This window comes from Curtobacterium sp. MCSS17_016 (assembly GCF_003234255.2).
GTDB lineage: Bacteria > Actinomycetota > Actinomycetes > Actinomycetales > Microbacteriaceae > Curtobacterium > Curtobacterium flaccumfaciens.
In genome coordinates, this window is the sequence record NZ_CP126254.1 from 2625759 (window position 1) to 2640503 (window position 14745).

Here is a 14745-nt window from a genome sequence, read left to right on the forward strand (position 1 = left end):
GTGGATCCAGGCGGCGGCTCAGGGTCAGGCGGCGAAGGGGTCCGGCGTCAGCACGTAGACGGTCTCGAGGTACTCCTCGATGCCCTCGTGCGAGCCCTCACGGCCGAGGCCGGAGGACTTCACGCCGCCGAACGGGAACGCCGCGTTCGACACGACGCCCGTGTTCAGCCCGAGCATCCCCGTCTCCAGGCGCTCGGCGAGCCGCTGGCCGCGCCGGAAGTCGGTCGTGAACGCGTAGGCGATGAGCCCGTACTCGGTGTCGTTCGCGAGCCGGATCCCCTCGTCCTCGGTGCTGAAGCGCGTGACCGAGGCGACCGGTCCGAAGATCTCCGTCGTCATGATCTCCGAACCGGGCTGCACGTCGTCGATCACCGTTGCCTCGTAGAACGTGCCCGGGCGGTCGATCCGGTGGCCGCCGGTGACGAGCCGGGCACCGCGGCCGAGGGCGTCGTCGACGAGCGAGGCGGCCTTGTCCACGGCACGGTCGTCGATGAGCGGTCCGAGCGTCGTGCCGTCTTCGGTGCCCCGGCCGACGCGCAGGGCGTCCACCTTCGCCGTGAGGGCCGCGACGAACGCGTCGGCGATGCCGTCCTGCACGAAGAACCGGTTCGCCGCGGTGCAGGCCTCGCCCGTGTTCCGGAACTTCGCGAGCATCGCCGCGTCCACCGCCTCGTCGAGGTCGGCGTCGTCGAACACGAGCAGCGGAGCGTTGCCACCGAGCTCCATGCTCGTCTTGAGCACGTTGTCCGCCGCCTGCTTGAGCAACGCCGAACCGACCGGGGTCGAACCGGTGAACGTCAGCTTCCGCAGGCGCGGGTCGGCGATGATCGGCTCGGACAGTCCCTTGGCGTCACTCGACGGGATCACGTTGAGCACGCCGTCCGGCAGCCCGGCACGGCGGAACAGCTCGACCAGGAACAGGGTCGTCAGCGGGGTGAGATCGGCCGGCTTCGCGACCACCGTGCAGCCGGCGGCCAGGGCCGGGCCGATCTTCCGCGTCGCCATCGCGAGCGGGAAGTTCCACGGGGTGATCGCGTACACGGGGCCGACCGGGCGCTTCAGCACGACCGCGCGGCCGGTGCCCTCGGGGTTCGTGCGGTAGTCGCCGGTGATGCGGACGGCTTCCTCCGAGAACCACCGCAGGAACTCGCCGCCGTAGACGACCTCGCCGCGAGCCTCGGCCAGCGGCTTGCCCATCTCGAGCGACATCAGGGCCGCGAGGTCGTCGGCGTGCTCGTGCACCAGGTCGAAGGCCCGGCGCAGGATGTCCGAGCGCCTGCGTGGGGCCGTCACTGCCCACGACTCCTGCGCCGCGGCGGCTGCGTCGAGGGCAGCGAGGCCGTCCTCGGGAGTCGCGTCGGCGACCTCGGCCAGGACGGCACCGGTCGACGGGTCGTGCACGGCGAAGGTGGACCCACTCGACGAGGCGCGCCAGGTGCCGCCGATGAAGAGTCCGGTGGGGACGCCCTCGACGCGGACGTGCTCGTCGGCGACGGTGGTGGTGGTTTCGTTCGTGGTGGTGTCGGTCACAGTCGTGCTCCTCCTGGGTTCGCGAGGCCCTCGTCCATGTCGCTGCGGTCGACGTGTCCGCCGGCCGCCCGGATCTCGTCGAGCGCCCGGGCGCTGCGCTCGACGTCGACGCCGGCCACCAGGTCCTCGTACACGGCGACGTCGAGGCCCGCGGCACGGGCGTCGAGCGCCGAGGCACGGACGCAGTGGTCGGTGGCGATGCCGACGACGTCGATCGTGTGCACGCGGCGCTCGGCGAGCACCTCGGCCAGCGGGACGCCCGCCTCGGTCCGGGCCTGGAACGCCGAGTAGTCCGGCGTGCCCTGCCCCTTGCGGACGTCGACGTCGATCAGTGCGGTGTCGAGATCGGGGTGGTAATCGGCGCCGGGTGTGCCGGCGACGCAGTGCACCGGCCACGTGTCGACGAAGTCGGGTCCGTCGGGTCCGGCGAAGTGTCCACCGTTGTCGTCGTCGCCGTGGTGCCAGTCGCGGGACGCCACGATCAGGTCGTACTCGTCCCCGTGCCGACCGAGGAACGCGGTGATGCGCTTCGCGAGCGCCGCTCCCCCGGTGACCGCGAGCGCACCGCCCTCGGTGAAGTCGTTCTGGACGTCCACGACGAGCAGTGCTCTTGCCATGGGTCCATCCAACACCCGTCGGCTCAGGAGCCGGTGAGCTTGCTCCCGCACGAGTAGGTCGCGGCGGTCACCGCGTCGAGTGCAGGCAGTGCCGCTGCACGCGGCGAACCGATGGCGTAGAAGGCGAAGGTCAGCCGCGACCCGTCGGCGGCGTCGATGTAGCCGCCGAGGGTGTTCGCGCTGTCGATCCAGCCCGTCTTGGCGTGCACCTTGCCACGGGCGACCGCGTTCGCGCCGGTGAACCGGCTGGCCAGGGTGCCGGACTGGCCGGACACCGGCAGGGCGTTCGCGAGTGGGCCGAGGCCCTTCGCGCCGGAGGCGACCTGCACCATGAGGTGTGCGACGAACTCCGGCGACACGGCGTTCGAGGCGCTCTCGCCCGAGCCGTCCTTGATCACGATGCCGGCCGGGTCGAGGCCGTAGGAGCGCAGTGCCGACTGGTACACGGACGACAGCGACGCCGCCGAGCCGTTCGAGCCGGACTCCTTCGAGGACACCCGGGCGAGCATCTCGGCCAGGGTGTTGTCCGAGTTCGGGATCATCTGCCCGATGAGTGTCGACACCGGCTGCGACGACACCGTGGCGATCGTCTCGGTGCCCGTGGTCGCCCGCTTGACGATCTGCGCGGACGAGGCGCCAGCGACGCCAGCGTTCGCCAGTGCCGTCCGGAAGGCGATGCCCGCGCGTCCGACCGGGTCCTCCGACCGGGGCGAGGTCGCCGCTGCGGGGTTCGCCCGGTCACCGTCGACCATGAGCGCCGTGACCTCCGGCTGGTACCCGATGGTGCGCTCGGACACCGGCCACGTGGGGTCCCAGGCGTCGGCGTCGCTCCAGTAGGAGTCGTCCGTGACGATCGTGGTGACCGGGGTGTCGCCGACCTTCGCCTTCACCTGCTGCGCGAGCTGGGCGAGGGTCGGGGCGCCCGGGTAGACGGTGCCACCGCCGGCGGAGAGCGTCGCGTCGCCGTGACCGACGAGGGCGACGGTGTTCGCGGACTCCCGTGCGACGGTCGTCGGGATGCGGTGGTCGCCCCCGAGCACCGAGAGAGCGGTCGCCGAGGTCAGGGTCTTCATGACGCTGCCGGTCTGGGCGGCCCGCTCGCCGTGCTTCGAGAACAGGACCTTGCCCGTCTTCGCGTCCATCACGTACCCCTCGAAGTCACCGAGGCCGCTCGCCGACGCAGCCGTCGCGATCGAGCAGGTCCGGAGCGCAGACGGACCCGCGAGGTCGTCCGGCACCGCGCGGGCATCTGGGGTCGGGGTGGGGGACGGCTTCGTGGTCGGGCGCTTCGTGGTGGTCGTCCGGTCCGGAGCCGAGGACGCGGTCCGGGTCGGGCTCGGCGCCGCAGCGGTCCGGGAGTCCGGGGTCGTGGCCGCCGCGACGGCGACGGCCCCACCGGAACCGACCACGAGCAGCGCCGCGAGACCACCGGCGATCCACGGGACCGGGCGTCGCGCGGCGGAGGCGCGCACCGCGGTGACGGCGGCGTGGAACCGCTCCGGGACGGAACGCGGGGTGGGCTGCTGCTCGGACATCGCGACCGATCCTACGGAACTGCGGCAGGAGCCTCCAGGCCGGATCCGGGATCCGTGGCGGACGGGAGCCGGATCAGGGAGCCGTGACGGGACCGTCGGCCGGGTACCGGACCCCGACCTGGCGTCGTGCCTCGTCCAGCACCGCCATGATCGCGACGGTCTCGTCCGGGTCCATCGGGCCGCCGTCGTGGCGGCCCGACGTGATCATCGTCTCGAAGGCGCGGGCCTCGTGCTCGTAGCCGGCGAGTTCCTCGCGACCGTCGAACTCCTCGACGACGGCTCCGTCGCGATCGCGGATCCGCCAGGTGGTCGGCGTGTACCAGGTGGAGTCGAGGTCGATGCGGCCGGTCTCGCCGATGATCGACGCGGTGTTCGGGCTCCGCAGGTCCATCCCGAAGTGGATCATCGACTGCGCACCGCCCTCGTGCGTCATGACCAGGCCCATCTGCTCGTCGACGCCCTGCTCGCTCAGCGTCCCGGCTGCGACCAGCGCGGTCGGCACCCCGAGCACGTCCACCGCGAAGGACACCGGGTAGATCCCGAGGTCGAGCATCGCTCCCCCGCCGAGTGCCGGGTCGCGCAACCGGTGGCCGGGGTCCGTCGGGAGGGCCTGGTGGTGGGTCGCCTCGACCACCATCGGGCGGCCGATCCGTCCCTCGGCGACGACCTCGCGGATCATCGCCATCTGGGGCAGGAACCGGGTCCACATCGCCTCCATCACCGCGACACCGGCTTGCCCCGCGGCGTCGACGACCGTCCGGGCCTCGTCCGCGGTCATCGTGAAGGCCTTCTCGACCAGGACGTGCTTGCCCGCGCGGATCGCGAGCAGGGCGTCCTCGGCGTGCCGGACGTGCGGGGTCGCGACGTAGACCGCGTCGACGTCGTCGTCCGCCACCAGGTCCTCGTAGGAACCATGGGCCCGCTCGATGCCGAACTCGGCGGCGAAGGCCTCGGCGTGTTCGCGGGTGCGGCTGCCCACGGCCGTGAACACGATGCCGGCCGCGGTGCAGTCACCCACGAAGGACCGTGCGATGCCGCCTGTGCCGATGACTCCCCAGCGAACCGTCATGGGTCCTGTCTACCAGCGCGGGGTGTGGCGCGGCCCGCGGCGGTCGTCAGCGGGGTCCGCGTCGGGCGGTCAGCGGCGGCGCCCGCCTCGGGTCGTCAGCGGCGGTGCTTGCCGAGCGCGGCGTCCGGGGCGGCCATCGGGTGGTTCCGGAACCAGCGCAGGAGCTCACGGGCACGGCTCGTGTCGGCGCTCGCATCGCCCTCGGCGAGGAACGAGTCGAAGCCGTCGGGCAGGTCGGCGTCCGGTTCGCGGTGGAACGCCATCTTCCACTCGCCGAAACGCCGGGTGTGGATACGCTCCTCGACGAGCAGGCCGACGTCGGTGTGCCGCGGGTCGTCGATGATGCGCTGGTACGTCTCGAGCACGGCTGCCTCGGGGCCCTCGAGCAGCTGCATGAACCGGCCGTCCTTGTAGACGAGCAGACCGGACAGGCCGGACGCGGTGTTGCGGACCCGTGCGTGCTCGAGCAGTGCGTCGAGCCGCTCCTGGTCGAACACCTCGTTCGCTGCGCTCATGTAGACCAGGGACAGCAGCATGACGACCTCTCGGTGACGACGGAACGGGTTCCCTCTCATCGTGGACCGCACCGACGCCGTCGGGCAGCCCCAGAACGGGGATCGTTCCCGCCCGCGCACCCGCGTCGAGGTTCGGGTCATCGACGCGAGCACACGGGTGTCGGGTCGTACGACCGGACTGATTCGGAGCCCCCGTCCGGGGGGTTTGGTCACTCCGTGTCGTAGGTGCGGACCCAGTCGATCTGCACGTGCCCGGGGTCGCCCCAGTTGCCGATCTGGAACATGTAGCGATGCGGCGTGGTGGGCACGTTGCGCGGCACCGTGAACACGAGCTTGCCGTCGAGGTAGTACCGGATGATCTTCCCCGGCACCCACTCGGTCGTGTAGGTGTGCCAGTCGTTCCAGGACACCCGGGTGTTGTAGTGCTCGGTCCGCTTCTCGAGCCCCTGGAGCATCGAGTGGTGGAAGACGCGCGGTGAGCCGTTGAACTGCCCCTCCGGGTAGTTCAGCTCGCCGTCCGCCCAGGCGTTCGACGTCGGCCAGAGCATGACCGCGATCCCGTTGCCGTCGCCACCGGTCGCCCGCGCACGGATGCTGAAGGTGCCGCCGACGTGTGACCAGGCGCCGGTGGGCGTGCCGAACGTCCCGGCGGCGCCGTGCTCCCCGTCCATCGCGACGTCCAGGTAGCCGTCGTGGGCGCTGATGAGCTTGTCCGAGTAGTACTTGCCGCCCGTGCCGTCGGGGTACGGCTGCCACGAGTTCCGGTACGTCTCGGCGAAGGGGCCGCCCGCTGCTGCGGGGGTGTCGAAGTCCTCGGAGAAGGTCGGCTCGCGGTCCGCGAGGTACGCGGGGCCGGTCGCGGACGCCGTCGGGGTCGCGGACGGACCGGTGCTCGGCGACGAGGTCGAGGCGGACGTGGCACGGGACTCGGGCACGGCTGCCGCGGTGACCGCGAGGGCTCCGGCGGTGGCAGCGACCACGACGATGACCAGGACACGCTTCAGCACGGCGTCACCGCCGGTGGAGCGCTGGGCTGGTGGTCGGTCATCGTGTCCCCCGTTTCGCGGACAAGGTTAGCCCGCGAACGCGCCCGACGTCTGTCCCTCGGGCGAGGGACGCGGGTTTCGTCCGGAATACGAAAACCCCGGTCAGAGCCACTTCGAGTGGGCCTGACCGGGGTGTTCACGGAGCCGCCTGTCGGAATCGAACCGACGACCTATTCATTACGAGTGAATCGCTCTACCGACTGAGCTAAGGCGGCGCACACTCCATGTCCGGAGTGGCACGAGCAATGACTATACAGGTTCAGACGAGTGAACGCGAAACCAGCACGCCGAGCTCGGAGAAGGACCGTTCGAGCTCGTCGACCAGGTGTGTTCCGGCCTCGGAACCCGACCACTCCCACCACGCGTGGCGCAGGGCGGCGAGGGCGACGATGGCCGCGAGACCCGCGCGACGGCGGAGTGCCTCGGCGTCGGCGGCGAGCTCCGGGTCGGCGTGTACGAGCCGGCGCGTGACGGCCGCCTGCAGCTCCGCCTGGAACTCCTTCATGGACGCCATGCGACGACTGAAGAGCTCCGGGTTCGCGCGGAGGACCTGCTGGCGCTCCTCGATGAGCCCGCGCTCCTCGATCAGTTCGCGCGTGGAGTGCACGAGCAGCGTGCCGATGTCCGCGAGCAGGTCACCGCTCGGACCACCGTCGACGAACGCCTGCAGCGAGGCGTCGTCGGGCAGCTGCGGGTCGTCCCCGAGGATCGCCTGCTCCTTGCTCGGGAAGTAGTTGAAGAACGTCCGCGGCGAGACGTCTGCCCGCCGGGAGATCTCGTCCACCGTCACCGCCCCGAGGCCGTCCTCGATGGCGATCCGGAGCGCAGCCTGCTGGATGGCGCGCCGGGTGGCGCGGCGCTTCCGTTCGCGCAGGCCGGGTTCAGCGTCGGGCATGCCGTGATTGTCGCACGCCGAGCCTCAGCGGCGGGCGCGGGCGATGGTGACGAGCAGTGCTTCGAGCGCCAGGAGTGCCGCCACGTTCGCCGCGATGCGCTGGCGCGCCAGGGCCACGGCGTCGAGGACCTCGAGCGCGGCAGCGGGCGGTGTCGTCGGCAGCGCGTGTTCGAGCTGGTCCTGCATGGCCAGGTTGACCGGTTCCGCCGGGGCTCCGAGCCCCAGCAGGAGGAGGTCGCGGTACAGGGACGAGACGTCGACCAGGATGCGGTCGAGGCCGTCGCGCAGGCTCCGGGTGGCCCGGCGTTTCTGGTCGTCCTCGAGGGCGCGGAGCTGCGACCGGAGCGCCGGCGGGATCGTCCCCCCGGGTTCGACCCCGAGCGAGCGCAGGGCTGCGTCGCGCTCTTCGGAATCGCGCTGCTCGGTGATGGACTTGGCGTCCTCGTCGGCGACGGCGAGGAGTTCGGCGGCCGCCATGACGGCATCGCCCACGCTCCGCACACCGAGCACGGTCGTCAGGGTCCGGCGGCGACGGTCTCGTGCCGGCTCGCTCGTGGCGAGGCGCTGTGCCATGCCGATGTGGCTCTGCGCCTGACGAGCAGCATCCATCGCGAGGGCACGGTCGACACCGGTCCGGGCGACGAGCAGGTCGGCGACGGACTCGATGCCGGGCACGCGCAGGCGGACCGAGCGGACGCGCGACCGGATCGTCGGCAGCAGGTCGGCCTCACTCGGGGCGCAGAGGATCCACACCGTGCGCTCCGGGGGTTCCTCGAGCGCCTTGAGCAGCAGGTTCGAGGTGCGCTCGGTCATTCGGTCGGCGTCCTCGATGATGACGACCCGGTAGCGGCCGACCGACGGCGAGTAGTACGACGAGGTGACGAGCTGCCGGATCTCGTCGATCGTGATGATCACGCGCTGGGTCGTGAGCACCGAGACGTCGGGGTGGGTCTTCGCGGTGATCTGCCGCAGGGTGTGGTCGTCGTCGGGGCCGTTGCCCACGAGCGCCGCCGCGAAGGCGGTCGCCACGTTCGACCGACCCGATCCGGGCGGGCCGGTGATGAGCCACGAGTGCGTCATGCCGCCGGTGCCGTCGGTGGACTCGGCCGCGTTGCGCAGCGACGCGACCGCTTCTTCCTGCCCGGTCAAGCCGTCCCACACGCTCACGGGACCATCCTGTCAGTGACCACCGTCATGCCGGGTCGATCCCGACGAGCGGGGCCACCGCTCGACGGACCGCGTCCTGCACGGTGTCGGTCGGGGCCGAGGCGTCGACCACCAGGAAGCGCACCGGCTCGGCCTCGGCCATCGCGAGGAAGGCCTGACGGACGGACTCGTGGAACGCCGCAGCCTCGGACTCGAGACGGTCGAAGGTGTCGCCCCGCGCCGCGGCCACCCGGGCGCGTCCGACGGTGACGTCGAGGTCGAGCAGGATCGTGAGGTCCGGTGCCAGACCGTCCGCTGCCCACTCCGAGACGGACCGGACCTGCTCGGCGCCGAGGCCGCGCGCGACGCCCTGGTAGGCGACGGACGAGTCGATGTAGCGGTCCTGCAGGACGACCTCGCCGCGAGCGAGCGCCGGACGGACGACCGTCTCGACGTGCTGGGCACGGTCAGCCGCGTACAGCAGCGCCTCGGCCCGGGGTGCGACGTGGCCCCGCTCGTGCAGGACCATCTGCCGGATCTGGACGCCGAGGTCGGTGCCGCCGGGCTCGCGGGTGCGGACAACGGTCCGACCGTGCGCACCGAGCCACGCCGAGAGCAGCTCCGCCTGGGTCGTCTTGCCCGCGCCGTCGCCGCCCTCGAGCGTGATGAAGCGACCGGTCACTTCTTCTTGGCCGCCGTCCGACGGGCCGGGGTCTTCTTCTTGACCGGCCCCTTGGCACGCTTGTCGGCGATGAGCTGGACCGCGCGGGCGTGGTCGACGGCCTCGACGTCCTCGCCCTTCGGGATGGTCGCGTTCGTCTCGCCGTCGGTGACGTACGGCCCGAACCGGCCGTCCTTCATCTTGATCGGCTTGCCGGACACTGGGTCGGCGTCGAACTCCTTGAGCGCGGCGCTCGCGGTGCGGTTGCCGCCGTACTTCGGCTGCGCGAACAGCTCGAGTGCACCGGGCAGGTCGATGTCGAAGATCGCGTCCTCGCCGGGCAGGGTCCGGGTGTCGGTCCCCTTCTTCAGGTACGGCCCGTACCGGCCGTTCTGCGCCGTGATGTCGTTGCCCGTCTCCGGGTCCTGGCCGACGACGCGGGGCAGGTCGAGGAGCTTCAGCGCGGTCTCGAGGTCGACGGTCTGCGGGTCCATCGACTTGAAGAGCGAAGCGGTGCGTTCCTTCGGCGCCGCGGCCTTCTTCGTCGTCTTCTTCGCAGGCGCCTTCTTGGCGGGGGCCTTCTTCGCCGTCGCCGTCGCCGATGCCGTCTCGCTCGTCGCGGTCGCAGCAGCCGCGTCGGCCACGGGGGCCTCTGCCGCTGCGGGCGCTTCGACGACCTCGCCGGTCTTCGGGTCCACGGTGGGTTCGGGCTCCGGGGTGCGCTCCGTGACGTAGGGGCCGAAGCGGCCGTCCTTCGCCAGGACCTCTTTTCCGGTCTCCGGGTTGATCCCGACGACACGGTCGCCGATCACCGGTGCGTCGACGAGTTCCTTCGCCTTCTCGACGGTCAGTTCGTCGGGAGCGAGGTCCTCGGGCACGTTCACGCGCCGCGGCTTCTCGGGGTCGTCGCTCGGCACCTCGATGTAGGGGCCGTACCGACCGATCCGGAGCGTGAGGCCCGGAGCGAGCTCGACCGAGTTGATCTCGCGGGCGTCGATCTCACCGAGGTTGTCGATGACGGTCCGCAGGCCGCGCTGGTCGTCGTCGCCGCCACCGAAGTAGAAGCCCTTGAGCCAGTCCACCCGATCGGCGTCGCCGCGGGCGATGCGGTCGAGGTCTTCTTCCATCTCGGCGGTGAAGTCGTACTCCACGAGCTCGCCGAAGTACTCCTCGAGCAGGCGCACGACGCTGAACGCGATCCAGTTCGGCACCAGCTGCGTGCCGCGGAGCGAGACGTAGCCGCGGTCGATGATCGTCGGGCTGATCGTGGGGTAGGTCGACGGACGCCCGATCCCCAGCTCTTCCAGCGTCTTGATGAGGCTCGCCTCGGTGAAGCGCGGCGGCGGGGTGGTGTCGTGCCCCTTCGCCTCGACGTCGGTGACCGCGAGGTGCTCGCCCTGGGCCACGTTCGGCAGGGCGACGTCCTGGCCCGCACGCTCGGACGACTCGTGGCGGTCCTCGTCACGGCCTTCTTCGTAGGCGCTGAGGAAGCCGCGGAACGTGATGACGGTGCCGGATGCGGTGAACTCGGCATCCGTGCCGTTCGCGGTCGAGGCGATGCCCTCGACCGACTCGGTGGAGGAGATGCCGAGCACGATCGACGCGGTCGAACCCTTGGCGTCCGCCATCTGGGACGCGATGGTGCGCTTCCAGATGAGGTCGTAGAGGCGCCACTCGACACCGGTGAGGGTGCCCTGCAGGTCCTGCGGGGTGCGGAAGGAGTCACCGGCGGGACGGATCGCCTCGTGCGCCTCTTGCGCGTTCTTGCTCTTGCTCGCGTAGAGGCGGGGCTTGTCGGGCACGGTGGCCGAACCGTACAAATCGGCTGCCTGCTTGCGAGCGGCGTCGATGGCTTGCTTCGAGAGCGAGACCGAGTCGGTACGGATGTAGGTGATGTAGCCGTTCTCGTACAGGGTCTGCGCAGCACGAGCGGTCTGTCGCGGGGACAGACGGAGCTTGCGCGCGGCTTCCTGCTGGAGCGTCGACGTGGTGAACGGCGCGGCGGGGCGTCGCGTGTACGGCTTCGAGTCGACGCTGCGGACGGTGGCGTCACCGGCGCGCTCGAGGACCGTCGTCAGCGACGCGGCAGCGGCCTCGTCGAGCCGGACGACGTCACCGCTGAGCGTGCCGCGGTCGTCGAAGTCACGGCCGGAGGCGACGCGGGTGCCGTGGATCCGGGCGAGTCGCGCCGAGAAGGAGGACTCGCCGGCCTTCTCGAACCGGGCGGAGAGGTCCCAGTAGTTGGCGGACACGAAGGCCAGGCGCTCGCGCTCGCGGTCGACGACGAGCCGGGTAGCGGCGGACTGCACACGGCCGGCGGACAGACCGGGGGCGACCTTGCGCCACAGGACCGGGGAGACCTCGTACCCGTACAGCCGGTCGAGGATGCGGCGGGTCTCCTGCGCGTCGACGAGGGCGGTGTCGAGCTCACGGGTGGCTTCCTGCGCGCGCTGGATCGCCTCCTTCGTGATCTCGTGGAAGACCATCCGCTTGACGGGGACCTTCGGCTTCAGTACCTGCAGCAGGTGCCACGCGATCGCTTCACCCTCGCGGTCTTCATCTGTTGCGAGGTAGAGCTCGTCGGCGTCCTTGAGGGCGCGTTTCAGCTCGGAGACGGTCTTCTTCTTGGCGTCGGACACGACGTAGTACGGCTCGAAGCCGTTGTCGACGTCCACCGAGAACTTGCCGAGGGAGCCCTTCTTGAGCTCGGGCGGCAGGTTCTTCGGCTCGACGAGGTCGCGGATGTGTCCGACCGAGGCCTGGACTTCGTATCCGTCACCGAGGTATTGCGCGATCGTCTTCGCCTTCGCAGGGCTCTCGACGATCACGAGCTTCTTCGTGCCTGGCACGTGTCTCCTTGATCGATGGTGCTGATCGGCCCTGGCCACGAGCGTGTCCGGGTCGACCGGGACATCGGTGACCGCGGGCCGACAGGCACACCATACACATAGTGTTCGGGCGGGTCGCCTGCCGGACCGGCCACCGCGAGTGCGCCGACGACGAACGGTCCGGTGCCCACGACCACGCGGACGCGGGCCGTGGTGGCGACGAGTTCGCAGGCGTCGAGGGCGGCCCCGTTCGCCGTGGCGATCCGGGTCGCGACCGCACACGGCTCCCCCGGTACCAGCCCGGTGGCGGCCGCCGCGGTGCCCACGGCGGCGGCGTCGGCGGCGCCCTGGGCGCGGAGGGCCTGCGTGCGGTGGCCGGCGGCGGCGAGCGCCGTGGACCCGACGAGGACCTCAACGCCGAGGACCGCCACGAGCAGCACGGTCGCCGAGCCGCGTTGGCCGTCGGGGATCGTCACGTCAGCCCCCTCGGGCCGCGGCGCACGCCGTCGCGGTCAGTGGGAGCGCCGCGAAGGGACCGGTCCCGCCGCGCGTGGCGTCGACGCAGACCAGGTCACCGTCCGACCGGACGACGACCGAGACCCCCGGAGCGATCCGGTCGGCCGCGGACCGGCCCTGGTGCTCGTCGTCACGCCCGATCGCCCGGGCGGCGGTGGCTGCGGCGAGTTGCAGACGGCCCTGCGCGTCGACGACGAGGACGGCCGCGACGAGGGCGGTCAGCACGATCGCCACCACGGGGAGCGCCACCGCGAACTCGACGGTCACGGAGCCGCGCTCACAGCGAGAGCGCGCCACGGACGAGGTCGGTGAGGATGGTCTGGACCTCGCCGGAGCGCATGACCGCGACGAGCACACCGGCGAAGGCCACGGCGGCGAGGATGACGACCGCGTACTCGGCGGTGGCCGATCCCCGGTCGTCCCGCAGCCGGGACGACCACCGGGCGACGGGGCGACGCGGGCGACGGTGGTGCCGGATGGCCCGACGGGTGCGGCGGTCGGGGGATGACGTGGTGCTCATGGAGTCCGTCCTTTCTGTTCGGTGGGACCAGCGTGTCCTGGTTGGGGTGTCGACGAAGCGGCCTCGGCGCCATCTGTGGAGAGGTCACGCGGCCCCGCCCACCGTGGAGGAGAGGACCCCGACCACCACGGGCACCACCCCGACGAGCACGAAGGCCGGCAGCACGCAGACCCCCAACGGCAGCACCAGTCGGACGGCCAGCCGTTCCGCTGCCACGAGCCCGTCGGCGGCGGCCTCGTCGCGGACGTCCTCGGCAGCGCGGCGGAGCAGCACCGCCGCCGGGACCCCTGCGCGTCGGGCGAGGTCGAGGACCTCCCGCAGTCGGTGCAGGTCGTCGGCGGGCGGGACGGCTCCCGCGGACGCCTCGGCGACTGCCTGCCCGGCGGTGGTCCACGACCCGCCCCCGGCGACCGCCACGGCCCAGGCGTCGAGGAGCACCCCGGGGACGCGGCCGTCGGGGGTCGCGGACCGGACCAGCCGGGCGGTCCACCGTCGCCCGGCCAGGACGAGGGCCGCCGCGGTGCACGAGCACGCCCAACCGGCCGGTGAACCGACCAGGACCTCGACGGCACCGGCACCCCAGGCCGCACCGAGCCCCAACCCGAAGAGCGGCAGCGCGAGCACGACCCGGGCGCTCGTCCGCGGGCCCGCCAGGGCGACGCGGATCGCCCGGTCCGATGCTGCGGCGCGTCGGAGCGCGCCGGCGAGCCCGCGGAGGGTCTCCGCGACGGGCGCTCCCGTCCGGTCCGCCACGCGGAGGACGACGACGATGTCCTGCCGGGCGGGTCCTCCGGCCCCGGGCAGTCCGCCGACGAGCTGCCAGGCCCGCGGTGGCGGGACCCCCGCCGCGACCAGCGTCGCCACCCGGTCGAGCACCCCGGCCACCCGCGCCGGGCCGTCGGGTGTGGGTCGCCTCACCGCAGCCCGTCCACCGGGCGCACCTCGAGCCTCCCGTCCGGGCCGACGCACAACGTGCCCACGCCGCCGAGCCGTCGCTGGCCTGCTCGCCGCTCCACGTGCAGGACCAGGTCGAACGCGCTGACGGCCTGCCGGGCGAGCGCCTCGGCACCGAGGCCGGCGAGTGCGCCGAGTGCTTCGAGGCGAGCGGCGACGTCGGCGATGCCGTTGGCGTGCACGGTGCCGGCTCCGCCGTCGTGCCCGGTGTTCAGGGCGGAGAGGAGTTCGCGGACCTCGGCGCCGCGGCACTCCCCCACGACGATCCGGTCGGGTCGCATCCGCAGCGCCTCGCGCACGAGCCGGTCGAGGCCGAGTGCGCCGACCCCCTCGGCGTTCGCCTGCCGCGCCTCGAGCGCGACGACGTGCGGATGGGCGATCCGGAGCTCCGCGACGTCCTCCACCGTCACGATGCGCTCGTCGACGGGGACGTTGCCCAGCATCGCCGCGAGCAGCGTGGTCTTGCCGCTGCCGGTCGCGCCGGTGACCAGGACGTTCCGGCGCGCCGCGACGGCGTCCTCGACGACCGAGCGCGGGACGAACGCGAAGGTCCCGCCGCGCTCGAGGGTGGCGAGGGAGGGTCGATGGACCTGTGGCAGTCGGATCGACACCGCGGTGCCCCCGACGGACACCGGCGCGAGGACGACGTGGACCCGGACGCCGTCGCCGTGCCGGACGTCCGCGCACGGGGTGGTCTCGTCGACGTGGCGACCGCCGAGCGCGACGAGCCGGGTCGCGAGTTCGCGGGTACGTGCTTCGGTCAGTCGCGGCTGGACGGCTTCGAGGCCGGTGCCGCGGTCGACCCACGTCCCCACGCCGCCGAGCACCAGGACGTCCGTCACGGTGGCATCAGCCACCAGGGCGGCGAGTTCTTCGAACTCGACGACCACGGACGCCCGACGACGAGCCGGAG

Annotated in this window: 15 protein-coding genes and 1 tRNA gene; all 16 read right to left on the reverse strand. The window is 71.9% G+C overall.

Going from position 1 to position 14745, the window contains the following annotated elements; translation table 11 throughout:
- Positions 1-24 precede the first annotated feature (24 nt).
- Positions 25-1530 carry an NAD-dependent succinate-semialdehyde dehydrogenase gene (locus tag DEJ19_RS12330; RefSeq protein WP_111233405.1) on the reverse strand — a complete coding sequence of 502 codons (1506 nt, stop codon included), beginning with the start codon at positions 1528-1530 and terminating at the stop codon, positions 25-27.
- Complete coding sequence (locus tag DEJ19_RS12335) at positions 1527-2147, reverse strand: isochorismatase family protein (RefSeq protein ID WP_071404992.1); 621 nt, start codon at positions 2145-2147, stop codon at positions 1527-1529. The genes DEJ19_RS12330 and DEJ19_RS12335 overlap by 4 nt, the downstream gene beginning before the upstream one ends.
- Positions 2148-2170: 23 nt before the next feature.
- The gene (dacB, locus tag DEJ19_RS12340; RefSeq protein WP_111233406.1) at positions 2171-3682 is read right to left on the reverse strand and encodes a D-alanyl-D-alanine carboxypeptidase/D-alanyl-D-alanine endopeptidase; all 1512 of its coding nucleotides are present in this window, start codon (positions 3680-3682) and stop codon (positions 2171-2173) included.
- A gap of 73 nt (positions 3683-3755) precedes the next feature.
- Entirely contained in the window at positions 3756-4751 is a 996-nt protein-coding gene (locus DEJ19_RS12345) for a Gfo/Idh/MocA family protein (RefSeq protein WP_111233407.1), read from the reverse strand.
- A gap of 95 nt (positions 4752-4846) precedes the next feature.
- Positions 4847-5287, reverse strand: a complete 441-nt coding sequence (locus tag DEJ19_RS12350) for a BLUF domain-containing protein (protein ID WP_051596899.1) — start codon at positions 5285-5287, stop codon at positions 4847-4849.
- Between the two features lie 188 nt (positions 5288-5475).
- Complete coding sequence (locus DEJ19_RS12355) at positions 5476-6273, reverse strand: glycoside hydrolase family 16 protein (RefSeq protein WP_071404996.1); 798 nt, start codon at positions 6271-6273, stop codon at positions 5476-5478.
- Positions 6274-6454: 181 nt separating this feature from the next.
- Positions 6455-6527 (reverse strand) — tRNA-Thr (locus tag DEJ19_RS12360).
- A 44-nt stretch (positions 6528-6571) separates the two neighbouring features.
- On the reverse strand, positions 6572-7207 hold the full coding sequence (locus tag DEJ19_RS12365) for a TetR/AcrR family transcriptional regulator (RefSeq protein ID WP_111233408.1): 636 nt from the start codon (positions 7205-7207) through the stop codon (positions 6572-6574).
- Between the two features lie 24 nt (positions 7208-7231).
- Positions 7232-8374, reverse strand: a complete 1143-nt coding sequence (locus DEJ19_RS12370; RefSeq protein WP_071404998.1) for a DNA polymerase III subunit delta' — start codon at positions 8372-8374, stop codon at positions 7232-7234.
- Between the two features lie 25 nt (positions 8375-8399).
- The gene (tmk, locus tag DEJ19_RS12375) at positions 8400-9035 is read right to left on the reverse strand and encodes a dTMP kinase (protein WP_111054449.1); all 636 of its coding nucleotides are present in this window, start codon (positions 9033-9035) and stop codon (positions 8400-8402) included.
- The gene (gene topA / locus DEJ19_RS12380; protein ID WP_071405000.1) at positions 9032-11863 is read right to left on the reverse strand and encodes a type I DNA topoisomerase; all 2832 of its coding nucleotides are present in this window, start codon (positions 11861-11863) and stop codon (positions 9032-9034) included. The genes tmk and topA overlap by 4 nt, the downstream gene beginning before the upstream one ends.
- Entirely contained in the window at positions 11839-12318 is a 480-nt protein-coding gene (locus DEJ19_RS12385) for an Rv3654c family TadE-like protein (protein ID WP_111233409.1), read from the reverse strand. Before DEJ19_RS12385 ends, topA begins: the two co-directional genes overlap by 25 nt.
- 1 nt (position 12319) lies before the next feature.
- The gene (locus tag DEJ19_RS12390) at positions 12320-12625 is read right to left on the reverse strand and encodes a TadE family type IV pilus minor pilin (RefSeq protein WP_164941211.1); all 306 of its coding nucleotides are present in this window, start codon (positions 12623-12625) and stop codon (positions 12320-12322) included.
- Positions 12626-12635: 10 nt separating this feature from the next.
- Positions 12636-12878 carry a DUF4244 domain-containing protein gene (locus tag DEJ19_RS12395; protein ID WP_111095112.1) on the reverse strand — a complete coding sequence of 81 codons (243 nt, stop codon included), beginning with the start codon at positions 12876-12878 and terminating at the stop codon, positions 12636-12638.
- Between the two features lie 84 nt (positions 12879-12962).
- Entirely contained in the window at positions 12963-13796 is an 834-nt protein-coding gene (locus DEJ19_RS12400; RefSeq protein ID WP_181441551.1) for a type II secretion system F family protein, read from the reverse strand.
- On the reverse strand, positions 13793-14722 hold the full coding sequence (locus DEJ19_RS12405; RefSeq protein WP_111095114.1) for a TadA family conjugal transfer-associated ATPase: 930 nt from the start codon (positions 14720-14722) through the stop codon (positions 13793-13795). The genes DEJ19_RS12400 and DEJ19_RS12405 overlap by 4 nt, the downstream gene beginning before the upstream one ends.
- Positions 14723-14745 lie beyond the last annotated feature (23 nt).

Excerpts from the sequence above, each read along its gene's own strand:
- DEJ19_RS12350 (WP_051596899.1), bottom strand. The coding sequence starts at position 5,287 with ATGCTGCTGTCCCTGGTCTACATGAGCGCAGCGAACGAGGTGTTCGAC.
- dacB (WP_111233406.1), bottom strand. The coding sequence starts at position 3,682 with ATGTCCGAGCAGCAGCCCACCCCGCGTTCCGTCCCGGAGCGGTTCCAC.
- DEJ19_RS12345 (WP_111233407.1), bottom strand. The coding sequence starts at position 4,751 with ATGACGGTTCGCTGGGGAGTCATCGGCACAGGCGGCATCGCACGGTCC.
- DEJ19_RS12335 (WP_071404992.1), bottom strand. The coding sequence starts at position 2,147 with ATGGCAAGAGCACTGCTCGTCGTGGACGTCCAGAACGACTTCACCGAG.
- DEJ19_RS12365 (WP_111233408.1), bottom strand. The coding sequence starts at position 7,207 with ATGCCCGACGCTGAACCCGGCCTGCGCGAACGGAAGCGCCGCGCCACC.
- DEJ19_RS12395 (WP_111095112.1), bottom strand. The coding sequence starts at position 12,878 with ATGAGCACCACGTCATCCCCCGACCGCCGCACCCGTCGGGCCATCCGG.